The sequence below is a fragment of the Bacillus sp. FSL W8-0920 genome, assembly GCF_038593215.1.
GTDB lineage: Bacteria > Bacillota > Bacilli > Bacillales > Bacillaceae > Bacillus > Bacillus pumilus.
In genome coordinates, this window is the sequence record NZ_CP151974.1 from 1,960,954 (window position 1) to 1,983,211 (window position 22,258).

General features: G+C 41.1%; 19 protein-coding genes and 1 other RNA gene. 5 read left to right on the forward strand and 15 right to left on the reverse strand.

The window, feature by feature from the left end:
- Both mmgD and NSS78_RS09680 read right to left on the reverse strand, forming a co-directional pair.
- Positions 1 to 1,143 carry a citrate synthase gene (mmgD, locus tag NSS78_RS09675; RefSeq protein WP_137055098.1) on the reverse strand — a complete coding sequence of 381 codons (1,143 nt, stop codon included), beginning with the start codon at positions 1,141 to 1,143 and terminating at the stop codon, positions 1 to 3.
- A 168-nt stretch (positions 1,144 to 1,311) separates the two neighbouring features.
- The gene (locus NSS78_RS09680; protein ID WP_003215636.1) at positions 1,312 to 1,851 is read right to left on the reverse strand and encodes a DUF420 domain-containing protein; all 540 of its coding nucleotides are present in this window, start codon (positions 1,849 to 1,851) and stop codon (positions 1,312 to 1,314) included.
- 198 nt (positions 1,852 to 2,049) lie between these two features.
- On the opposite strand from NSS78_RS09680, the gene NSS78_RS09685 reads away from it, so the two are divergent.
- Positions 2,050 to 2,562 (forward strand): hypothetical protein, encoded by a 513-nt coding sequence (locus tag NSS78_RS09685; RefSeq protein ID WP_050782689.1) that lies wholly within the window; start codon positions 2,050 to 2,052, stop codon positions 2,560 to 2,562.
- A gap of 152 nt (positions 2,563 to 2,714) precedes the next feature.
- Here NSS78_RS09685 and NSS78_RS09690 read toward each other — a convergent pair whose 3' ends face one another.
- The 8 genes from NSS78_RS09690 to NSS78_RS09725 form a co-directional block, all read right to left on the reverse strand.
- A complete protein-coding gene (locus NSS78_RS09690; protein ID WP_003216022.1) occupies positions 2,715 to 3,506 on the reverse strand; it encodes a 3D domain-containing protein in 792 nt (263 codons plus the stop codon).
- A gap of 256 nt (positions 3,507 to 3,762) precedes the next feature.
- Positions 3,763 to 5,544: a DNA helicase RecQ gene (gene recQ, locus NSS78_RS09695; RefSeq protein WP_106028810.1), complete on the reverse strand. Its 1,782-nt coding sequence runs from the start codon at positions 5,542 to 5,544 to the stop codon at positions 3,763 to 3,765.
- A gap of 133 nt (positions 5,545 to 5,677) precedes the next feature.
- Positions 5,678 to 5,863, reverse strand: a non-coding RNA gene (ssrS, locus tag NSS78_RS09700) — 6S RNA.
- Between the two features lie 132 nt (positions 5,864 to 5,995).
- A complete protein-coding gene (locus NSS78_RS09705) occupies positions 5,996 to 6,496 on the reverse strand; it encodes a TraR/DksA C4-type zinc finger protein (protein WP_212046003.1) in 501 nt (166 codons plus the stop codon).
- A 91-nt stretch (positions 6,497 to 6,587) separates the two neighbouring features.
- Complete coding sequence (locus NSS78_RS09710) at positions 6,588 to 7,235, reverse strand: SDR family oxidoreductase (protein WP_003216148.1); 648 nt, start codon at positions 7,233 to 7,235, stop codon at positions 6,588 to 6,590.
- A 177-nt stretch (positions 7,236 to 7,412) separates the two neighbouring features.
- Positions 7,413 to 7,751, reverse strand: a complete 339-nt coding sequence (locus NSS78_RS09715) for a PH domain-containing protein (protein WP_003215537.1) — start codon at positions 7,749 to 7,751, stop codon at positions 7,413 to 7,415.
- Between the two features lie 448 nt (positions 7,752 to 8,199).
- Positions 8,200 to 8,337, reverse strand: coding sequence for a DUF4025 domain-containing protein (locus NSS78_RS09720; RefSeq protein WP_223250615.1), 138 nt, complete (start codon positions 8,335 to 8,337; stop codon positions 8,200 to 8,202).
- A 49-nt stretch (positions 8,338 to 8,386) separates the two neighbouring features.
- On the reverse strand, positions 8,387 to 8,599 hold the full coding sequence (locus NSS78_RS09725; RefSeq protein WP_137055095.1) for a DUF6501 family protein: 213 nt from the start codon (positions 8,597 to 8,599) through the stop codon (positions 8,387 to 8,389).
- Between the two features lie 213 nt (positions 8,600 to 8,812).
- On the opposite strand from NSS78_RS09725, the gene NSS78_RS09730 reads away from it, so the two are divergent.
- The 4 genes from NSS78_RS09730 (at position 8,813) to NSS78_RS09745 (ending at position 14,383) form a co-directional block, all read left to right on the forward strand.
- Entirely contained in the window at positions 8,813 to 10,297 is a 1,485-nt protein-coding gene (locus tag NSS78_RS09730) for an aldehyde dehydrogenase family protein (RefSeq protein ID WP_003215950.1), read from the forward strand.
- A 300-nt stretch (positions 10,298 to 10,597) separates the two neighbouring features.
- Positions 10,598 to 12,472: a prenyltransferase/squalene oxidase repeat-containing protein gene (locus NSS78_RS09735; RefSeq protein WP_212046001.1), complete on the forward strand. Its 1,875-nt coding sequence runs from the start codon at positions 10,598 to 10,600 to the stop codon at positions 12,470 to 12,472.
- A complete protein-coding gene (locus NSS78_RS09740) occupies positions 12,465 to 13,286 on the forward strand; it encodes a superoxide dismutase (RefSeq protein WP_212046000.1) in 822 nt (273 codons plus the stop codon). The genes NSS78_RS09735 and NSS78_RS09740 overlap by 8 nt, the downstream gene beginning before the upstream one ends.
- Before the next feature lie 146 nt (positions 13,287 to 13,432).
- Positions 13,433 to 14,383, forward strand: coding sequence for a bile acid:sodium symporter family protein (locus tag NSS78_RS09745; protein WP_050943923.1), 951 nt, complete (start codon positions 13,433 to 13,435; stop codon positions 14,381 to 14,383).
- 35 nt (positions 14,384 to 14,418) lie between these two features.
- On the opposite strand, the gene odhB is transcribed toward NSS78_RS09745, so the two are convergent.
- From odhB to NSS78_RS09770, 5 genes are all read right to left on the reverse strand, one after another.
- Positions 14,419 to 15,675, reverse strand: coding sequence for a 2-oxoglutarate dehydrogenase complex dihydrolipoyllysine-residue succinyltransferase (odhB, locus tag NSS78_RS09750; protein ID WP_003215695.1), 1,257 nt, complete (start codon positions 15,673 to 15,675; stop codon positions 14,419 to 14,421).
- 14 nt (positions 15,676 to 15,689) lie between these two features.
- On the reverse strand, positions 15,690 to 18,524 hold the full coding sequence (gene sucA / locus NSS78_RS09755; RefSeq protein WP_003215743.1) for a 2-oxoglutarate dehydrogenase E1 component: 2,835 nt from the start codon (positions 18,522 to 18,524) through the stop codon (positions 15,690 to 15,692).
- Positions 18,525 to 18,748: 224 nt separating this feature from the next.
- Positions 18,749 to 20,665 (reverse strand): VWA domain-containing protein, encoded by a 1,917-nt coding sequence (locus NSS78_RS09760; protein WP_050943922.1) that lies wholly within the window; start codon positions 20,663 to 20,665, stop codon positions 18,749 to 18,751.
- 11 nt (positions 20,666 to 20,676) lie between these two features.
- A complete protein-coding gene (locus tag NSS78_RS09765; protein WP_050943921.1) occupies positions 20,677 to 21,555 on the reverse strand; it encodes a MoxR family ATPase in 879 nt (292 codons plus the stop codon).
- 89 nt (positions 21,556 to 21,644) lie between these two features.
- Positions 21,645 to 22,223, reverse strand: coding sequence for a superoxide dismutase family protein (locus NSS78_RS09770; protein WP_309217866.1), 579 nt, complete (start codon positions 22,221 to 22,223; stop codon positions 21,645 to 21,647).
- Positions 22,224 to 22,258 lie beyond the last annotated feature (35 nt).

The window sequence follows — 22,258 nt, forward strand, 5'->3', positions numbered from 1 at the left end:
TCATTCCCCCATTTTTCCATCATCATCTGAAACTTTTAATCCTCTTGGCCCTAAATAACGGACTCTCGGTCTGAAAATGCGATTATGCAAATGCTGTTCAATGACATGAGCAGCTAATCCACTTGCCCTTGCAGCAAAGAAAATCGGTGTATAAAGTGAAATTGGAATCCCGAGCACGTAATAAATAGGTGCGGCGTAATAATCAAGGTTCGGATAGAGGTTTTTCTTCTCTTTCATGTATGCCTCTCCTGCTACACACATGTCATAAAGCGTTGTATCTCCCTTTGATTCCGTAAGCGTTTTCAATGATCGTTTTAAAAGAGCGGCTCTTGGGTCCATTTTTCTCATGTATACCCTATGGCCAAAGCCCATCATTTTTTCCTTTGCTGCTAATTTTCGCTCAATCAGCGCAAGGAAGCCTTCCGTTGTTTTCCCTTCGAGAAGCATATGCATGACAGCTTCATTCGCTCCTCCGTGCAAGTCACCTTTTAATGAAGAAATTGCTCCAGTAAAAGCACCATACATATCAGAATGTGTGGATGCGATGACTCTAGCGGCAAACGTTGAATTAGGCAGCTCATGTTCACTATATAATGTGAGTGTTTGGTCAAAAGCGGTGATTTCGTCTTGGGTTGGCGTGCGTCCGGTTAGCATGGTTAAAAAGGTTTCAGTGTAGGATTTGGTCTGATCTGGAGAAATAGCGGCGTCTTTTGTGAGAATATGATAGCTTCCAGCGACAATGGCCGGTAGCTGGCCGAGTAATCGAACAGCACGCTTTTGCTGGCATGCTTCTGATCGATCTTGTAACGCATCATCGTACCCACTAAGAGCAGATATGCACGTTCTCATGGCATCCATCGGATGTGTGGTTTTTGGCAGTTTTGTTAAAATGGTTTGAATGGTTGAATGTAAGTTCGTTTGTGAGGAAATGTCTTGCTGAAACTGGTGATATTCCATCGCATCTGGTAATCTTCCATAAATAAGCAGATAGGCTGTTTCTAAATAGGTCTTTTTTTGTGCCAACTCGATGAGGTCATACCCGCGAATTACAATCTCTTCTTGCTGCACATCTAAGTATGAGATAGACGTTTCGCTTGCCACAATGTCTTCAAGCCCCGGTTTATACTGCAGTTGTTCAGTCATCATATAACCCCCGTTTCGTTCAATTGTTGTTCTCCAAACGAGCAAACGGCCAGAAATGATGTGAGTCTATAGATGGGAAGATACCGTGCAAGTCGGATACCCAATTCCCATTTTATCCAAAGCACTGCATCTTGTAAATAAAAGAACGTATGTCCAGTTGGACATACGTTAGCTGTAGTATGGAGAAATCATCATATACACAATGACGCCAGTGAGACTGACATAAAGCCACAGCGGCATGGTCCAGCGAGCAATTTTACGGTGACGCTCGACTTGCATCTGTGCGCCTCTAAACAGCGTAATCAGGGCAAGCGGTACAATGACTGCTGATAAGACGATATGTGTGATTAAAATAAAGAAATAAATTGGACGGATAATCCCTTCTCCTCCGAAATGGGTATCAGCTGCCATTGAGTGATAGGTCACATACGAAATTAAAAAGACAAGTGTCGTTGAAAATGCAGCAAAGATAAATCGTCTGTGCGCTTTAATGTTCTTTTGTTTAATCATGATGAGTGCTGAAAGTAAAAAGATAAACGTAAAGCTGTTCATCACGGCATTAAGTAACGGCAAAAATGTAATATCCAGATGGCTAAATTTATCTGATTTTGGCATTAAAAATAATAAAGCGATTAATCCGTTGATGGCAATTGTTAAAATGATCACAATACCAGTAAAATTTTTCGGTTTTTGATTCTGTTCGTTCATGTTTGAAAACCTCTCTTTATTAGTTCCGACTAAGAGTATGTTATTTAAATTTCTCTATAAAGTCAATGAATTCGCTGTCTTCGTCGAATTTTAGACAAACTTGCAGGTTGCAGGCGTTCTAACGGCTTGAAAGATCCATCCACTTCCTTTAAAATTGGAATTTATGTGATTTTGATCATTTCTGATAGGAAAGGAGTAATGGACTTGTCAATCTTACAGGAAACAGCCAACGATGTGAAGACGTTAGAGCAAGAATTACAGCAATTGCAGTTCCAAATGTATCGAATGCAAGAAAATATGAAAGATATTTCGAAAAAAGCAAAGATCATTGGCATCGATCAAGCGAAAGAAGATGAGTGGCTGATCGTCTCTGCCATTGAAAGTGCAGATACATGTAAAATTATGCTCAGTGATTGTGAAAAAGCTTTTCGCGGACAATCTGATTTTTCCTTAATTGCGGAATATCCTGAAGAAGGAAAGATTCATATTGCCGATATTAAAGGCCCGCCAGATAATGGATACGGCTCCATCTGCATGAAGCATTTAAAAGAAATCGCAAGAGAGCAGAACATACCCGTGATTACTGGCGACCTCGTCAAAAGAGACTGGGATCACGTAGATCGCTTAATTCATTTTTATGAAAAGCATCAATTTGATGTCCAGATCAATTGGAAAGAACAAAGCGGAGAAATTTATTGGGTGGACAGCTAACGAAAAAAACCAGCGTGTATCATAAGATATGCGCTACTTTTTGTCGAAAATGCAAATTTTTCTGAAAAATATGTGTATTTTTGACCAAAAAAAGGGTACAATAAAAGCATCAGGCCGCCACCTGATGCTTTCTTCCAAAAAACAATTATTTACTAGTTAAGTACTTTTACTTTGACTGATTTTACGCCCCAATTTTTCGCTTGGGATTTGCTTGGTACATGTACATCAATTTTGTTACCTTTAATTGCGCCGCCAGTATCTGCTGCGATGGCTTCACCGTAGCCTTCAACATAAACCTTACTTCCTAATGGAATGACATTAGGATCTACTGCAATGACTTTTGCATTTGGGTTTTTGTTTAAGTTTACCCCTGTTGCAGTAATACCTGAGATGCCACCATCATTTGCTGTATAAGCCGTAGCTGTAACAGTCATTTCTTTTTGTACACTCTGACTAGCAGAAGATGATTCTGCTTTAGCTGTTTCCTTTTTAGGAGCAGCTTTTTTCGTTGTTTGCTCTTTTTGGACAGGTTCCTGTTTTTGAACAGGTTCTGAGCTTACCGGAGCCGAGCTTTGGCCAGCAACACTTAGTGTTGAACCAACCATAATTATATCTGAGTTTAAGTTATTCCAAGACTTAATATCGCTAATTGACACATTGAATTTTTGAGCGATTTTCCAGAGGCTGTCCCCCTTCTGGACTTTATACTGCTCCTGAGTTTTCTCTTTTGAAGAGATTGTCAATTTATCACCTACATAGATCATATCAGTAGATAAATTGTTCCAACCCTTTAGGTCCTTTAGAGACACATCATTTTTTTGTGAGATTCCCCAAAGTGTATCACCTTTCTGTACAGTGATTTCCTTTGCAGAAGCTTGCTGCGCTCCAAATGCTGTTGTTGAGATTGCTGCAACAGCAACCAAGGACATAATAGTCTTCTTCATAAAGTAAATCCTCCCTTGTTAGCTTTTTATGGCGGCTAACGAGTGCTATCGTAACATATGTAAATGTCAATTCAATAACAAAACGATATGTTTTAGATTACAGTTCCTTTACATGAAACATCTCTCTCCATTGGTAAATCAGACCACAAAACGGCTTGATTCCCTGCCATATCAAGGTTTTAAAAGGATCAAAAACGGCCTGCTGAAAACGTGTCCAAGTGCAGCGAAAAATATTTATTTTTCTTCTTCAAACTCTTTATTTTTTCTCTTTTTCTATAAATAAACGAATTTCTTCTAAAAAAACATCTCCGTATTTCTCTCTTTTTTGAGCGCCAATCCCCTTAATTTGGAGTAATTCATCATCTGTTTGAGGCTCTACCGCTGACATTTCCTTCAATGTTTGATCAGAAAAGACAACAAACGGCGGAACACCTTGCTCTCTAGCTAGCTTCATTCTTAGCGATCTCAATCGCTCAAATAATGCATCGTTTTCTTGAATGGCTTCTGCTTTGATCGCCTGCTTTTTATACACAGCCTCTTGTCCAACTAACACTTTCTTCCCTTTATGGGTCACCTTCAGTGTTGGGTAAGCTCCTTCAGACATGTGCAAATACTCTTCTGTAATTAAAAATTCAATGAAGTCACTGATTTGCTGAGCCGAATGTTGTTTCATTAAAGCATATGTAGGGAGACGATCGAAACCTAGCTCTAGCACTTTTTTGTTTCTAGAGCCTGCCAATACTTGGGCGATCATCATTTTACCGAAGCGCTCATTCATTCTCACTGTACAAGATAACACCATCTGTGCTTCTCTTGTGACCTCTTCACGCTCTCTTTCATCAAGGCAGTTGCTGCATTTACCACAAGGCGAACTAGCTGTTTGATCAAAATAATCCATCACAAATTGCTGCAGACATTGCTCAGTATGACAGTAATCCACCATTTGCCTTAATTTAAGCAGCTCATGCTGGTAGCGCGTCTCATCTTCTATTGACTGTTCAATGAGAAAGCGCTGCACTCTTACACCTTGAGGTGAAAACAGTAAGATGCATTCACTTTCAAGCCCATCTCTGCCAGCACGCCCAGCTTCTTGATAGTAGCTTTCAATATCCCTTGGAATTTGATGATGGATCACAAAACGGACATTCGACTTATTGATTCCCATGCCAAATGCTGATGTGGCGACCATCACCTGGATATCATCATTTAAAAAGAGGTTTTGCTGCTCTTCTCTCGTATGATCATCCAATCCACCATGATAAACGCCAGCTTTGATCTTTTGTTTTTTTAGTCGATGATAAATATTATCCGCTTCTTTACGAGTGGCTGTATAAATAATGCCAGACTCAAGACTGTTTTTCTTCATATATTGTGTGATAAAACGTTCACTGTTTTCTCCTTTGATCACTTGAAAGGACAAATTTTCTCTAGCAAACCCAGTAAAGACGGTTTCTTCTCCGTTTATGCCAAGCTGTTCACATATATCTTGGTGTACCTTTTTCGTCGCTGTAGCTGTTAATGCGACAATCACCGGTCTTTTTGACAGCTTGTTCAAGCATTCTTGAATGAAGCGATAACTTGGCCTAAAATCATGTCCCCACTCGGATATACAGTGCGCTTCATCAATCGCGATTAAAGGAATCGTTAACCGATCTAACAGCTGAAAAAAACGTTCATTTTGTAAGCGTTCAGGTGTGATATAAAGCAGTTCATATTCCCCGTTTTCGCATTTTTTCAGCCTTTCATTCATTTCAGCTGCGGACAGAGTGCTGTTTAAAAAGGAAGAACGTATGCCCATCTCATTTAACGCATCAACCTGATCCTTCATTAAAGAAATAAGCGGAGATACTACGATCGTTGTACCTTCCATCATTAGCGCAGGGATCTGATAGCAAACTGACTTCCCTCCGCCTGTCGGCATAATGCAGACGGTATCCTTTTGTTTATTTACAATCGCTTCAATAGCTTGTTTCTGTCCTTTTCTAAAGGCATCAAAGCCATAATATTGTTTCAGGAGTGCTTCTGCTTGTTCTAACATTCAATTCCCTCTCCGTCATTTGTTTTGTCCATTTTAACATAGATTCTTGCCTCTACAGGCGATCAGTCGAATTTCGTCTTTTTACAAAATAAAAAGCCATTTTCCGAAATGGAAAATGGCTTGAATCATCCTAGGAAAAGCTGCGGATGCCGTAATCTAAGTAAGAAAGTTTTAAACCACCACTCCTCAAAGTGGGTGTTTGCAGAAACGTTCCTGTCTTCCTCTCTAAGGAGGCATGACATTCCGGCTTCAATATAAAACTCCCTATTACAGCTTAAAGGTTAAAACTTAATTAACATTACGCGCATCGCAGCCTTTAAACTATATTACACGAAAGTTTATTAAATTTCAAGAGATCTTTTTTCTATGAAATACTCATGTATACAAGATATTTGTCATTGCATACATAAGAAAAAATTATTCTGAAAAAATGTAACTTCGATTTATTATCCTATTTTTCTTCGTCTATGTCAACATCCTGCTCTTCCTCTAATCGTTCATACGTATCTGAATGCATCTGATCCATTGTTTGTCTATTTGTTAAATCACGCATTTGATCTGAGAAATTACGGTCAAACTCGTTTGGGTCTTGAGTGGTTTCTTCATTTTTCTTCACATCGATTGAATAACGTGTATAGGGAACTGCTTTTAAACGTTCATATGGAATGTCTTTCCCTGTTTTCTCACAAATCCCATATGTTCCGTCTTCCATTCGTTTCAGTGCTGCATCAATTTCAGTTTCAAGCTGGCCATCAACTTGGTCCAACGTTTGTTCGGTCATGCGGTCTAAATAAATGCTCCCATGATCAGCGATATGGTTCCCAACACCATTTGAAATCTCGCTCGATTCACTTAGCATAGATTCTTCTTTCTTTTTTGACCCTTTTACATCTTCCTTTAATTGATTCAATCTTTCGTATAAATCAGCTTTTTGTTCTTTCGTTAAGCCCACGGTCAATCACTCCTTTCTTATTACCTTCCCGCTGCAAGGGAATTGAAAACATCAAAAAAGCCGCCGCCTTATTGGCAGCAGCTTGCTTCTCTTACAGGGTGCGAAGTGCTTCTTCTACTGGTTTATCCCCTTTAATTAAGTCAAAGGATTTATTTTTCACATTGGATTCTGTTAAGCTTTCCACTAGTACAGTGGCTACGTCCTCTCTTGAAATCTCAATGTTTTGATTATCTGAAATATGCTCCGCAGCTTCAATCTTTCCTGTCTTTTCCTCATGCAGCAAGGCACCTGGACGGACAATGGTATAGGAAAGTCCAGACTGTTTTAGATGTTCATCTGCTTTTCTTTTCGCCTCATAATAAATTTCCATACTTCCTTGCCCTTTTCCCTGGTTTGGATCATCGGCATTAAAGGAACTCAGCATCACAAAATGCTGAATGTTTTCTTTTTTCGCTGTGTCGACAAGACGTTTTGCACCTTCTTGATCCACTGCAATCGTCTTATCTGCACCTGTTTTGGAGCCTGAACCAGCTGCAAAGATGACAGCATCTGCTTGTTTCACAGCATCTGTCACATCCTTTTCAAGATCACCGATGACAGGCGCTGCACCTAGTTCTTTTAGCGCATCCGCTTGTTTTTCATCTCGAATGAGAGCAAGCGGCTCATGTCCTTTTTCTTTTAAATAACGAATGACGAGTCTACCTGTATGTCCATTTGCTCCAGCAACTAATACTTTCATTGTTCATTCCCCTTTCTGTATCTGTTTCATCTTTATCCTTTTTTGCTATCATTCAAACACCTGAACAAAAAAGCCCTTCCCAGAAAATATGGGGAAGGGCTCAGGCAATGTGCGATCTATTAAAATAAATACGTAGAATGAGAAAAGTGCATGTGATCTATGTAATCGCAAGGTTGATCAGCAAATATGTTTTGTCAAAATGGCTTGAACATCACTCAAATCCGTCTCTTTTGAAAAATCGAGTTCAAATACTTTTGAGCTTGTGACAAGCAGCATACCTGTGTCCTGATCAAACACGCCAGCTTCTTGAATGGCAAAACTTTCAATTGATCGATATGGCAAGGAGACCCTAACTTTCTTCTTAGAAAATACGCGGTTATCGCCAAAGATCAGTCGTTTATTGGTGAAACAAATTTGGTCGTGACGCAGTCTGTAAACAGCTTCAATTCTTTCCCCTTCAATTAGTAAGGATTCGAATTTCTTATCATTTTGTTTACTGACAGAAAAAATACCCACGTAAACCCCCTCTTCCTCCATCAAATTCCTTTATGAAAAAACGACCACACGCTCTGTGGGTACGTTTTGTTCTCACTTATAGAATACGCTATAAATGATCGTTATTCCATTACGAATAGATTAAATTTCATTTAACTTTTTCTTTTTGATTCGATGCTCTTTCCTCTACTTATTTAGACAGTTAAAGCAGGAAAAAAGTTTCAGTTCTTTTTGAGAAAAATGGTTGAATTGTGACCAATAAAAAAACAGTGATTTTTTCAAATCACTGTCAGCGTGTAGACAAACCCTCGCATTCTTTGTCAGTCCTGCGCGCCGGTACTCACGAATGTCAAATTCGCTCCGCGCCGGTACTCGTCCTTCCTAGGGCTGCAAAGATTTCATGTCACACTGAAAAAGAAGACAAAGTGCTAAAATAAAGATCATTTTAGCACTTTGTCAACAATCTGGACTATTCGTCTTTTGGTGTTTCAATGGTTCCCTCGGCATATACATCGGAAATCTGCTCAAGCGTAATTGCCATATCAGCATCTTCGTTATCATGCCAAGCATTTTGTTGATTCTGCTCATCTGTTTGCTTCTTTTTCATCATCATCACCCTTTACTGTTTTTCTTAGTATGAGTGATGTTCATCAAAATCATTCAGCAGAAAAGTCTTCGAAATACTCTTTATAATACCCGCCTACTTTACCTGTATTATCAACGACAAACAGGAATTCTTCTGTTTCATTTTTCACTTCATATGTGCTTCCAGCCGTTAGTGCACGGTCGACCATATATTTTTTCGCATTCGTATGTATACATTTTACTTGTTTTAACGTTTGAGCCGTTTGCCAGTTTTGATGGATCATGATTTAAAAACTCCTTTTTTCATCTATACATTTATTGTAGCCAATTTTTCATGAAATGCAATGAGTGTTATGGATTGCTTTCAAACATGTGGTGTAATATGATGAATGTATACGTTTACATCCATGTGCGTATACTAGATCATTTGCTTCAGGTCCGCTTTTTCACCTAGAACTCGCAGAACAATCCATATCTTTAAGGAGGTTTGTTTATTTATGAGCTCTACAACACTTCAAATTAGTTCAAAACTCGAATCTTTTCTCCAAGGGACGAAAAAACTCTACATTAATGGTCAGTTTGTCACAAGTCACGATAACAAAACCTTTTCAACTCCTAACCCAGCCACAGGTGAAACCCTTATTGATGTATATGAAGCAGGTGCAAAAGACATTGATGAGGCAGTAAAAGCAGCCAAAAAAGCCTTTCATGGTCCTTGGCGCTCCATGTCTGCCGCCGAACGCGCCCGGCTCATGTTCAAGCTTGCTGATTTAATGGAAGAAAACCAAGAAGAGCTCGCTCAGCTTGAAACTTTAGATAACGGAAAGCCAATTAATGAAACAACCAATGCAGATATCCCTCTCGCAATCGAGCATATGCGCTATTATGCGGGCTGGACAACCAAAATAAGCGGACAAACCATTCCTGTCAGCCAAGGATACTTTAATTATACCCGTCATGAGCCTGTTGGCGTTGTTGGACAAATCATTCCTTGGAACTTCCCGCTGCTCATGGCCATGTGGAAAATGGGTGCTGCACTTGCGACAGGCTGCACCATCGTTTTAAAACCAGCAGAACAAACACCCCTCTCTGCGCTTTATTTAGCTGAATTAGTGGATAAAGCCGGCTTCCCAGAAGGTGTGATTAACATCGTACCTGGATTTGGCGAAACAGCCGGGAATGCGTTAACCGATCACCCTGATGTGAATAAGCTTGCCTTCACGGGGTCAACAAGTGTTGGGAAACTCATCATGGAGAAAGCAGCCAAATCCATTAAGAGGGTCACATTAGAACTTGGCGGAAAATCACCAAATATTATTTTGCCAGATGCCGATTTAAAGAAAGCCATTCCAGGTGCTTTAAATGGGGTCATGTTTAACCAAGGTCAGGTATGCTGTGCAGGTTCGAGGGTCTTTGTTCACCGGAGCCAATATGATGAGGTTGTCGATCAAATGGCTGAATATGCGACATCCCTCAAACAAGGAGCCGGTCTTCATCAAGATACGCAAATCGGACCTCTCGTAAGTAAAGAACAGCACGAGCGCGTGTTAGGCTATATTGAAAAAGGTAAATCAGAAGGTGCAACAGCCGTTGTCGGTGGCGATTGCCCTTATGAGGCTGGTTATTTTGTCTCCCCTACTGTTTTTAAAGATGTAGAAGATGACATGACCATCGCAAAAGAAGAAATATTCGGACCTGTCCTATCTGCAATTCCTTACGATTCCATTGATGAAGTGGTCGAAAGAGCCAACCAGTCTGACTATGGATTAGCCGCAGGACTTTGGACAGAAAACTTAAAGCATGCCCATGACATTGCTGCACGTCTTGAAGCAGGCACGATTTGGGTCAACTGCTATAACGTCTTTGATGCTGCCTCCCCGTTTGGAGGATACAAGCAATCAGGTCTTGGCAGAGAAATGGGATCATACGCCCTTAACAACTATACAGAAGTCAAAAGTGTGTGGATTAATCTCCAAGACTAATGACGCCTATAAAGCCGGTGACCATGTCATCGGCTCAGATTGTCGACAAAGGGCTAAAATGAACTTTATTTTAGCCCTTTGTCTTCTTTTCAGCGTGATAGAAAACCTTTGCAGTCTAGGAAGGACGAGTACTGGCGCGGAGCGAATTTGACATTCGTGAGCACCAGCACGCAGGACTGACAACGAATGCGAGGGTTTGTCTACACGCTGAGCCGGTGACCATGTCATCGGCTTTTTTGTGATTGCATGTGACAGGCAGGCTCCTGAATATAGTAATAAAGGAAAGGAGCATGGCCGAATATGCAAGATTTTAAAACAAAAGTAAACGAATATATTGATGAATTGCACATGCAACTGCAGCGCAGACAACGAGAAGATGGCGCTTTTGTCTTCTGCTTTGAAGGGCCAATGATGACAAATGCTTTTTTGATTATGCTGTTAAAGGCGGTCGGTGATTCGGATCAGGCTTTGGTTCATCAATTGGCAGAAGCTATACGTGAAAAGCAAAATGAGGATGGTTCTTTTTCTTTGTATCATGATCAGGCGGGACATGTAACCGCGACTGTGCAAGGCTACTGCGGGATGCTCGTGTCAGGCAGGTATCAACAAGATGAGCCGCATATGGAAAAAGCAGCACATTTTATTCGATCAAATGGCGGTTTGAAGGACGTTCATTTTATGACAAAGTGGATGCTTGCTGTCAATGGCATGCACCCTTGGCCATACTTCTATGCACCACTTTCATTTTTACTCATCCCTACATATTTCCCGCTTCACTTCTATCATCTTAGTGCATATGCAAGAATTCATTTTGTCCCAATGATGATTGCACTCAACAAACGATATGCCTCTCATGAACAGTTTCCAAGCTTAGCACATCTCGATGCAAACATGTCTAAAAATCCTTTTGACTGGTTTATGGCAAGAGAAGAACGTTCCACTCACCACTTTCTAGCATACATGCGGTCGTATACTGCACTCGACAGCCGGCTCGACTTTTTCGGGTATGAGGCAGCGAAGCGGTATATGTTTGAACGCCTTGAAAAAGATGGCACGCTTTATAGCTATTTAAGTGCCAGTATTTTTATGGTCTATGCACTCATGAGTCTTGGATACTCTCCGGGACATCATCTCATTTTAAAAGCAGTCAAAGGGATGAAACAGCTAGTCACTGACTGTCGGGGCAGGAAATATGCTGAGAATTCTACATCCACTGTTTGGGATACAGCGCTTGTCAGTTATGCTTCTCAGCGAGCAGGCAGAACACAAGATGATCCAGTGATCAAAAAGTCTTTTACGTACTTACTGAACCGGCAGCAAATGAAGAAAGCAGATTGGGCGATCCATAACCGGCATGCGGCTCCGGGAGGCTTTGGTTTTTCAGATTTAAACACAAATAACCCAGATTGCGATGATACGCAAATTGTGTTAAAAGCCATTCCTCAAACTTACGCTCCCGTTCAGTGGAAACGAGGATTTGATTGGCTTCTTTCCATGCAAAACCGGGATGGCGGCTTTTCAGCTTTTGAAAAAAATCAAAATCACTTCTTGCTTCGTCATCTCCCGCTCGAATCTGCTGAGGATGCGGCCATTGATCCTTCTACGCCTGATATTACAGGTCGTGTGCTCCATCTTATTGCTCTTGAAGAGAATAGCATGTCACCACTCATGCAAAGGCAAAAAGATCATTGTGTGAAATGGCTGCTTGATCATCAAGAGAAAAACGGATCATGGTTCGGAAGATGGGGCGTTTGCTATATTTATGGTACTTGGGCTGCGTTAACAGGACTAAAGGCTGCTGGCATCTCCTCATCGCATTCTGCTGTTCAAAAAGCATGTCGATTTTTAAAAACAATTCAATTAGAAGATGGCAGCTTCGGAGAATCGTGTAAAAGTGCAGAGGTTAAAAGGTACGTCCCGCTTCCATTTGGAACAGTGGTTCAAACAGCTTGGGCTGCTGAGGCACTTTTACAATATGTGCAGCCAGATGACAAAGTGATTTTAAAAGCCATCTCATTTTTGATTCAACATCAGCACTCGAGTGAAGCCTTGCACTATCCAGTAGGTATTGGTCTTCCAAAGCAATTTTACATCACCTATCATAGCTATCCATTTGTCTTTCCAATGATGGCTTGTTCCACATTTTTAGAAGAAATGAGGCGTAAAAATGAATAAGGAAGAATATCGCATGCAGCTTAAAGATTGGCTTAGCTCCATTCAAGGTGCAGTTCAAGATGACAACACCCGTCAGAAAGCAGAACATTTATCGTTCATCATGAATGATGAACATTCCAGTGAAGAAGAGTGGTACGAATTGGCTGAAAGTATTGCAGAGGATATAATTCCACAAGATGCAATGCGAGATGTGGCAGTTGGCGGCCATCAATTACCCCCTCTCCCTTACCGGTATGATGCACTAGAACCGTTTATTTCAAAAGAGGTGATGTATTTGCATCACCAGAAGCATCATCAATCATATGTTGATGGTCTGAACCAAGCTGAGCTTGCCTTAAAAAGAGCAAGAAGAACCAATGATTTTAAAATGATCAAGCATTGGGAACGGGAGCTAGCCTTCAATGGTGCGGGACACTATTTACATTGCATTTTTTGGTTTTCTATGAGTCCTTCAGGCAAACGAAAGCCCACTGGTCAAATGCTTCGTTTTATTGAACAATCGTTTGAAAGCTATGATGCATTCAAATCCCAATTTTCAGCTGCAGCCAAACAAGTTGAAGGTGTTGGATGGGCCATTCTCGTATGGGCACCAAGATCTCAGCGATTAGAGATTTTACAAGCAGAACGCCATCAATTTTTATCACAATGGGATGTGATCCCTCTTCTAGCTCTTGACGTATGGGAGCACGCCTACTATCTGCAATATCTGAATGAAAAAGCGACATATGTAGATCGCTGGTGGAATATCGTTGACTGGCGTGAGCCAGAAGCACGCCTTAAGCAAGCTCAGCAAGTGAAATGGACCCCTTTTTAAAAACGCTACTCCATGTAGGCATTTGCTTATATGGAGTAATTATAGTTTACATAATATTATTATCACCACTAAAAGAATGGGTTGTTTTTTCAGAAAATTCATTTAAAATAGAAACGATATGTATAGAAAGAGAGCTGAAGCAATGAATGAAGATTTTATTAACCATTAGTCACTTTGCAGGAAGAACCTTTGCAATTTGGGTCATTTTATTTGCGTGTCTTGGATTTGCCTTTCCTGCCGAATTTTCTAAGATTGGACCTTATATTCCTTTTTTACTCGGTATTATTATGTTTGGGATGGGGCTTACCCTGTCTGCTGAAGATTTTAAAGAGCTGTTTCGAAAACCTCTCTATGTGCTGATTGGGGTTCTGGCGCAGTACACACTCATGCCGCTTATCGCCTTTCTATTAGCTTACGGATTACAGCTTCCTTCTGAAATTGCAGTAGGCGTTATTCTTGTGGGCTGCTGCCCAGGCGGTACAGCATCCAATGTGATGACCTTTTTGGCGAAAGGAAATACGGCATTATCTGTAGCCGTCACCACCATATCGACCCTTCTTGCTCCATTTTTAACACCTGTCTTTATTTTACTCTTTGCAAGATCATGGTTACCTGTATCGCCAGAAGCGCTATTTTTGTCAATTGTACAAGTTGTGTTGATCCCAATTATCTTAGGTGTCATCGTTAAATTGTTTTTCAAAAAACAAGTGACCTATGCGGTTCAAGCATTGCCGCTTGTATCTGTCACCGGAATTGTAGTGATCATTGCAGCGGTTGTCAGTGCAAATAAAGAGCAGATTCTTCAATCTGGGCTGCTAATATTGGCCGTTGTGATCTTACATAATGGACTTGGTCTTTTATTTGGTTACCTTATCGCAAAGTGGTGCAAAATGGATATCCCTTCTCGAAGAGCCATCTCGATTGAAGTAGGCATGCAAAACTCTGGACTTGGTGCAGCTCTAGCGACAGCACACTTTTCGCCACTTGCAGCCGTACCAAGTGCCATTTTTAGTGTGTGGCATAATTTATCTGGTTCCTGGCTTGCGACGTATTGGTCAAAGAGAGGAAATACTGAAAATGAAAAGAAAAAAAGCTAGCACCTTTAATGGGTGCTAGCTTTTCAAATTGAAGATTATCCTTCAAGTAATAGCTGCTCTGGATCTTCAAGTAAGTTTTTAATCGTGACAAGGAATCCAACTGCTTCTTTACCATCGACAATCCGGTGGTCGTAAGAAAGAGCTAAATACATCATCGGACGGTTCTCAAAACGTTCTTCATCAATTGCCACAGGTCGAAGCTGAATTTTGTGCATCCCTAAAATTCCAACTTGAGGGCTGTTTAAAATTGGTGTTGAAAGCAGTGAACCGAATGTTCCGCCGTTTGTGATCGTGAATGATCCACCTTGCAGCTCATTTAGAGACAATTTGTTATCTCGTGCTTTTTTCGCAAGATGACCAATTTCCTTTTCAATCCCTGCAAACGACAATCTGTCTGCATCACGGACAACCGGTACGACAAGTCCTTCGTTAGCAGCAACAGCGATGCCGATGTCATAAAATTTCTTCAAGACGAGCTCATCACCTTGAATTTCTGCGTTAAGCAGCGGATATTTCTTCAGTGCTGCTACAACTGCTTTTGTGAAGAAAGACATGAAGCCAAGTTTTACATCATTTTGTTCAAGGAAGGCATCTTTACGGCGTTTTCTTAAGTCCATCACAGCCGTCATATCTACTTCATTAAATGTCGTCAGCATTGCAGCCGTTTGCTGAACCTCAACTAAACGTTTTGCAATCGTTTGTCTGCGGCGCGACATTCTCTCACGTTCAATTGGCTTTCCTGGTTGTTCATTTTGCACCGCAGCATTTGCTTTTGGCGCGGCTTTTGGTGCACTTGCAGGTGCTTCATTTTTTTGATAAGAAGCGACATCCTGCTTTCGTACCCTGCCCAGCGGATCTACGGTTGGAATTTCAGATAAGTCTAGTCCCTTCTCTCTCGCTAGTTTTCTAGCTGCAGGAGAAGCGATGGTTCTACCATTACCAGATTTCGGCTCTTCTTTCACTGCTTCTTCTTTTTGAGCAGCTGCCGGTTCTTCTTTCGAAGCTGGTGCAGACTCTTGCTCAGGTGCTGGAGCTGCGGACTCGCTTCCGCCAGCTTCACCCGCTGCAATTGTTCCGATGACTTCTCCAACTTGTACAGTGTCACCAGAATCCTTCAGCACTTCTTTCAGTACACCAGATTCTTCTGCTGTCAGTTCGACATTGACTTTATCTGTTTCAAGTTCTAACAGGTATTCTCCCTGCTCCACATAATCGCCTGGCTGCTTTAGCCATTGAGCTATCGTTCCTTCCGAGATCGATTCCGCTAATTCAGGTACTTTAATTTCCGCCATTTTTCATTTCCCCCTTAGTTTTTGCGAGTCAAGCTATCAGATACAATTCGTTCTTGTTCTTTTTTATGCACAGTTGGATCACCCTCAGCCGTACTTGAACGTCTTCTTCGGCCGATGTAACGTACTTTTACTTTTTCAGACGCAATTTCACGTAAATATGGCTCAATGTATCCCCAAGCCCCCATATTTTGTGGTTCTTCTTGCGCCCATACGATTTCTTCTAAGTTTGTTAGTTTTGATAAAATCGCTTTAATATCTTTGGCTGGGAATGGATATAGTTGTTCGACTCTCGCAATGTGAAGCCAATCTTTCGGCTCTTCCATTTGAGTAAAACGATCACTAATATCGATTGATACCTTCCCGCTAGATAGCACGAGTCGCGATACTTTTTCGTGATCATGCACAAGGCCTGGTTGTTCAAGAACTGGTTGGAACTGTCCATCCGTTAATTCCTGGACTTCAGACAATGTGTTCGGGTTACGAAGCAGACTCTTCGGTGTCATGATGACAAGCGGACGAATCTCTTCACGAAGCAGCATTTTCGCCTGTCTTCTAAGAATGTGGAAGTATTGCGCTGCACTTGTGAGGTTCGCCACTGTCCAGTTATTCTCAGCAGCTGATTGCAGGAATCGCTCTGTTCTTCCACTTGAATGCTCAGGACCTTGTCCTTCATATCCATGAGGCAAGAGCATCACTAGACCTGATTTTTGTCCCCATTTTGCGCGTCCAGCTGAAATAAATTGATCGAAATACACTTGAGCCGCATTTGCGAAGTCTCCAAATTGAGCCTCCCAAATGACTAACGTTTCAGGAGAATAGACATTATAACCATATTCAAACCCGATGACTGAGCCCTCTGACAGTGGACTATTATGAACAGTAAATGATGCGTTTGCATCACTCAGCTCATGAAGAGCAATAAATTCATCTCCAGTTTGACTGTCGTGAAGAACAAGGTTTCTTTGAGCAAAAGTACCTCGCTCTGAATCCTGTCCGGTCATTCGAATTGGCGTACCGTCTTTTAATATAGATGCAAATGCAAGTGCTTCCCCAAGTGACCATTCTACTTTACGGTCATCTGTAAACACTTTTGCACGTTTTTCAAGGATCCGTTTAAGCTTACCAAATACTTGGAAATCGTCCGGCCAGCTGATCAATTCTTCATTCAGCTTTCGTAATACATCAAACTCTACGGATGTATCCACTGCTGGGAAGCCATTTGATACTGGTTCTGGCAGTTCAATTTCTTGAATCGTATGCTCTTTCTTTGAAGGCACCTTTTGATAGGCCTCTTCTATTCTCGTCGCTACAGCCTGCTCGATTTCTTCACGCTGCTCTTTCGTTAGAAGACCTTCTGTGACAAGTTTATCTGCAAAGATATTCTTGACCGTTTTATGCTTTCTGACTGCATCGTACAGCATCGGCTGAGTCGTAGAAGGCTCATCCATTTCGTTATGACCGTATCTGCGGTAACCGATCAAGTCAATTAAGAAATCCTTCTTAAAGCGTTTGCGGTATTCTACAGCTAATTGAACAGCCGCTAAACATGCTTCTGGATCATCTGCATTGACGTGAACAATTGGAATCTCAAACCCTTTTGCAAGGTCACTTGCATATTTCGTTGAACGAGATTCATTGCTTTCCGTCGTAAATCCGATCATATTGTTTGCAATGATATGGATTGTTCCGCCCACTTGATAGCCTACAAGTTGACTTAAATTTAATGTTTCTGCCACAATTCCTTCCCCAGGAAATGCCGCATCACCATGAATTAAGATGGCTAATGCCTTTTCAACGTCTTGTACTGGATAGCCCTTTTGAGTACGTAATTCCTGAGCAGCACGTGTGCTTCCTTCAATGATTGGATCAATGAATTCCAAGTGACTTGGGTTATTAGCAAGCGTGACTCTCGCACTCTTTGTATCTTCGTCTTTAATTTGACGATCTGCTCCAAGATGGTACTTTACATCACCTGTCCACCCGTAGCTGATGCCAATAGAGCCTTCTGATGGAACAAGCTCTTTATTTGGCGCATGCTGGAATTCTGAGAAAATAATCTCATATGGTTTTCCTAACACATGTGCTAATACATTTAAACGGCCTCTGTGTGCCATTCCAATGTTAATATTTGAAGTCCCTTGTGTAACAGACTCTGAAATAATTTCATCAAGTACTGGGACAAGTGCGTCTAATCCTTCTATTGAGAAGCGCTTTTGCCCAACAAATGTTTTATGAAGAAACTGTTCGAACTGCTCAACTTCTGTTAATCTCTTGAATACAGAAACTAGTTTATCGGCTGGTTTTTTCTTAAATAGTTCACCAGACTCGATTGATTTTGAGAGCCAGTTCCGTTCTTCGAAATCATGTACGTGATCAAACTCAAATGAAATGGTACGCTTATACGTATTTCTCAAATGGTTAATGGCTTCTATGCCGTTTGAAATGTGTTTTGGTGCGTCAGGACTAATAATAGATATTGGAATATTCTTGACGTCTTCTTCTGTTAAACCGTATTCCTTTAAAGGAAACAGCTCTTGTAATTCCTTTTCTTTGCGAAGAGGATTGACGGAAGCATTTAAATGGCCATACGTTCTGATGTCTTCTGCCAGTTTAACGACTGATGCTATCTTTTGGATTTGTTCAGAAGTAACTACGCTATTTTCTTTTTTCCCAATTTCCTCCTTCATTTCACTCGGTGGTGCACCAAGTTCATCAAATATGCCTCTTAGATCTTCATCAACACTAGTAGGATCCTGGACATACTGATCGTAGAGCTCGAGCACATAGCCGAGGTTCGGACCATGAAATTCTTCCCAACTCAACGGTTGTTTCACATCATTTTGAAACATTTTGAACACTACCCCCAACTTTGATCATCAAGTGATTGAACACTATCTCGATATAACTTCCAGAACACAATGACCAAATTTATGTAATAAAACGCTTCCAATAATATTCTACCACTGTTTCGGATTACTTTCTACATTCTTTGTTCAATTAAAGATAAAAAATTCACAGAAAAACAAAAAATTTAAATCATTCCGAAAAATATTTTGAAGAAAGGGGCAAAACCTTATGCCCCAATGCTTTTATGCAGTAATTTCTTCAGTAACGGATATAAAACATCTGGCAATGTATCGACATCTGGTACAAAAATGCTGAACTTGCCATACATATCTTGAATGGTTTTCATCTGTGCTTCTTCGATCGGTGAATTGGATAAAAACACATTGATTACTTCAATGCCTTTTTTCCTCGCCTCAAGAACTGCTTCATGTGTATCGACGATCCCATTTTGTTCGTAGCTGAATGCAGCTGGCTCTCCGTCGGAAAAAACAATGAGAAACTTTTGCTCTTCTCTTCGTTTTAATATCATTTTTGTCATTTGGCGAATCGCATACCCGTCCCGGTTATCCTCTTCTGGCTCAAGAGACATAATGGAAGGACCTGCATCAAATAAAGAATCTTTGAACGACACGACTGTGTTGAAATAGTTCGGCTGACTTGTTTCTGATGCGTCGTTTGTATCTTCCCAAAACCCCACAATTTGATGCGGGACTTGAACGGACTTTAAGGCTTCATGGAATAGAACAATGCCTTTTTTCGTCTCGTCCATCTTGTCAAACATGCTGGCAGAACAATCCACTAATAAAGTGAAAACAGCATCAATCTCCGAAGAAGGTGCCTGTTTTTTATAGAAAAGACGCGGATTCGACTCTGTAAAATAACGAATGAGCTTTTTACTCAGACGTCCTGCATGAAGATCCGTTTTTGGCCATGTTTTTTTATGTTCGAGCGTTTTTTGAATCATCTGTTTTAACCGTTTCTGATAAGGCTCAATCTCCTTGGCGTGCTGCTTGTATACATTGATTTGTTCTGGCGCGGGAGGATCTGGTGAAATCATGACTGGAAACGCATATTTGTTCTCTTTTCCATTCTCATGAGCATCCGCTCCGCTTTCCTCGCCTTCAGCCTCTTCCAGCGCCTCAAGCTTTGAATAATCTTTTCGGTGAGTCTGCTTGGCAGAGCCTTGGACAGTGCCAAGTGCTTGATCTCCGTCATCGCCTTCTCTTGCTGCATCCTTCCCGAGATCACTTTTCCCGCCGTGCTCTAAATCAAATTGAAGGAAGCTTTTTGACGGCGCTTCTGTTTCTCGATGCCACACTTCCATATACTCTTGGTGGATGTCTTCATCGCCCTCTTTTTCCCGGTCAACTTTGATGTCCTCGCTTAATTTAGGTTTTCTTTTTAAGTCATGAAACAGCGGTTCTTTTGCCGCTTTTTCATAGTCCAATTCCGGGAAGAAAAAGTACGTATTCAGCATATCTTTATCAAGAAGCTCATCAAAGCCTTCCATTAATTCTTTGACGATGACTGCGATATCTCCGGTTGAACGCGCTTCATATACACGCTCAAGACTTGATTCAATAAATGGAATCATTGGGTTGATCCGCTCGTGAAGAGGCGGAATTTCTTCTAGCGGTGAATCCGCTGTCAGCTTCACATACATTGCACAATAGAGTGCATCCGTTAAAATGCTCCGCTCTTGGTTAATCGTTAATTGCGTCTTAAAATGACGCCGGTATAGCTCTCTTCTTCGTTTAAATACCTTTTTTGTTCCTGGGCGGTCACGTTTAATCCGCTCTTCAATCCGGATATCTTCAAAGAGCATAAACAATTGTTTACACAGGTCAGGAATGGACATTGTATGAGCATAGCGAATGATTTCCTGAAAGACAGTCAGATCACTATAAACGGTTCCTACTGCACGGAGGAATACATCACTTTTCAGTCCGGCTGTCATGTCTTCCTGTTTACGGTCATCCCAAAAATGGCTGATGAAAATTTTCTTTTCAAAAGGATCATAGTAGGACTGCACTCCGTATTCAAGCTCGACATCATCACTTTTTGCTAACGTTTTGGCTAAATCCGTTAATTCCATAAATAAAAATGAATCGATTCTGCTGTCATTAAATTTGATGAATTTCAAAACTCAGAACCTCACTCGAATAATGTTTGGGCAATATTTCTTACCGCTGCTTTTTCCCGGTCATCTTCTAGCTTTTCAACAATCCCTCGTTCAACTGCACGAAGCGGCGGGATGTATTGCGCAAGATCACATGTGTCTAGAAGGGCGCGAATGGATGCTGCTTCTTCACTCACCTGCCCGTTGTGTGCCTGTGTAATGAGGTCTGATGAGAGCTGCACGAATTGATCGATTAAACGTTCATCCTTTAATACAGATTGAGATTGCAGTACATCCTTTAAGATGCCGCCGCCGATATATGGAACGTCAATGACAACAAAACGGTTTTTTAACGCTTCATTTAAAGGCACTGTGCCGACATAACCTTCGTTGATTGCCGCTATCACGCCAAAGCCTTCATCTGCTCGAACGACCTCTCCTGTAAATGGATTTGTCATCATTTTTCTGTAGTCGAGTACACCGTTTAAAATAGGCAGGGTTTCTGGCTTTGCCATGTTGATTTCATCAATATATAAAAGATGGCCTTTTTTCATTGCTTTCGTTACAGGTCCTTCAATAAATTCAATAGAAGCAACTTGACCATCATTGTGAATGGTTTTATAGCCAATCAAGCTTTCTGCATCAAGATCAACCGAGCAGTTCACACTGTGCATCGGCTGCTGAAAGAAAGCAGATAAAGTTTCTGCTAATTTTGTTTTACCTGAACCAGTCGGCCCTTTTAAAAGAACGTTTTTGCCGAGTGCTAGTGCAATCATCGCATCTTGTATGATAGACGTGTCCTGTGATTCATAGCCGCCTGTTCCAATAAGCGGACGGAATTCTTCTTCTAGTCCTTTTGCTTTTGCTTCAATCATTGCTTGAATTTCTTCTGGGAGTAATTGTTCGTTAAACATGTATGATTAATTCCTCTCTTCGATCATTTTCCTCACCAAGTATACTAAAAAAACCTTTATGCACTCAATACATAAAGGCTAGACATCTGTTATTTTACCATTTCTTTTGTGATCGCTCCGCATGCGATGCGTTTCCCTGAGTTTCCAGAAGGGTTGCTTAAGTAATCATCTGCTTCTGCATGAATAATAAAGCTACGCCCCTTTTGATCGATTAATTGGTTCGATCCTCCCTTTAACGTCACATCTGGTACATTCACGACAACATCAATTTGTCCATCTGCCCCAACTTCTAAATTAGGCATATCTCCAGCATGATGACCCTTTGGGTTATCAAAGCCATGCTCCCGGTGTGTTGGATTAAAGTGAGCCCCTGCCGTTTCAAAATCTGGCGCTTCACATCTTCCTGTTTCGTGAATATGGAAGCCATGAGGACCTGGCGGCAGATTTTTCGCTTTCACATGTAAATCCAGCCCGTTTTCTGAGGAGTCTCTTACTTCGATGCTCCCTATTTTTTGCCCGTTTTCATTGATGAGTGACGTGGTAACTGGTGCTTGCTTAGGTGCTGCAACTTCAATGGTTTCTTCTGTCGTTTCTTTTTTCGGCGGTGCATGACAAGCTGTTGCAACAAAGACCAGACACATCATGATCAACCACACTGACTTTTTCATATGATTGCCCCCTTTTAATATCAGTATGGACAACC

What these genes read in the sequence shown, in the direction of transcription:
- NSS78_RS09720 (WP_223250615.1), bottom strand. Translation starts at nt 8,337, where the DNA reads ATGAAAAAGAAGCAAACAGATGAGCAGAATCAACAAAATGCTTGGCAT.
- odhB (WP_003215695.1), bottom strand. Translation starts at nt 15,675, where the DNA reads ATGGCGGAAATTAAAGTACCTGAATTAGCGGAATCGATCTCGGAAGGA.
- NSS78_RS09680 (WP_003215636.1), bottom strand. Translation starts at nt 1,851, where the DNA reads ATGAACGAACAGAATCAAAAACCGAAAAATTTTACTGGTATTGTGATC.
- NSS78_RS09745 (WP_050943923.1), top strand. Translation starts at nt 13,433, where the DNA reads ATGAAGATTTTATTAACCATTAGTCACTTTGCAGGAAGAACCTTTGCA.
- NSS78_RS09730 (WP_003215950.1), top strand. Translation starts at nt 8,813, where the DNA reads ATGAGCTCTACAACACTTCAAATTAGTTCAAAACTCGAATCTTTTCTC.
- NSS78_RS09765 (WP_050943921.1), bottom strand. Translation starts at nt 21,555, where the DNA reads ATGTTTAACGAACAATTACTCCCAGAAGAAATTCAAGCAATGATTGAA.
- NSS78_RS09735 (WP_212046001.1), top strand. Translation starts at nt 10,598, where the DNA reads ATGCAAGATTTTAAAACAAAAGTAAACGAATATATTGATGAATTGCAC.
- NSS78_RS09740 (WP_212046000.1), top strand. Translation starts at nt 12,465, where the DNA reads ATGAATAAGGAAGAATATCGCATGCAGCTTAAAGATTGGCTTAGCTCC.
- NSS78_RS09770 (WP_309217866.1), bottom strand. Translation starts at nt 22,223, where the DNA reads ATGAAAAAGTCAGTGTGGTTGATCATGATGTGTCTGGTCTTTGTTGCA.
- NSS78_RS09710 (WP_003216148.1), bottom strand. Translation starts at nt 7,235, where the DNA reads ATGAAAGTATTAGTTGCTGGAGCAAATGGACATACAGGTAGACTCGTC.
- mmgD (WP_137055098.1), bottom strand. Translation starts at nt 1,143, where the DNA reads ATGACTGAACAACTGCAGTATAAACCGGGGCTTGAAGACATTGTGGCA.
- sucA (WP_003215743.1), bottom strand. Translation starts at nt 18,524, where the DNA reads ATGTTTCAAAATGATGTGAAACAACCGTTGAGTTGGGAAGAATTTCAT.
- NSS78_RS09725 (WP_137055095.1), bottom strand. Translation starts at nt 8,599, where the DNA reads ATGATCCATCAAAACTGGCAAACGGCTCAAACGTTAAAACAAGTAAAA.
- NSS78_RS09685 (WP_050782689.1), top strand. Translation starts at nt 2,050, where the DNA reads ATGGACTTGTCAATCTTACAGGAAACAGCCAACGATGTGAAGACGTTA.
- recQ (WP_106028810.1), bottom strand. Translation starts at nt 5,544, where the DNA reads ATGTTAGAACAAGCAGAAGCACTCCTGAAACAATATTATGGCTTTGAT.
- NSS78_RS09690 (WP_003216022.1), bottom strand. Translation starts at nt 3,506, where the DNA reads ATGAAGAAGACTATTATGTCCTTGGTTGCTGTTGCAGCAATCTCAACA.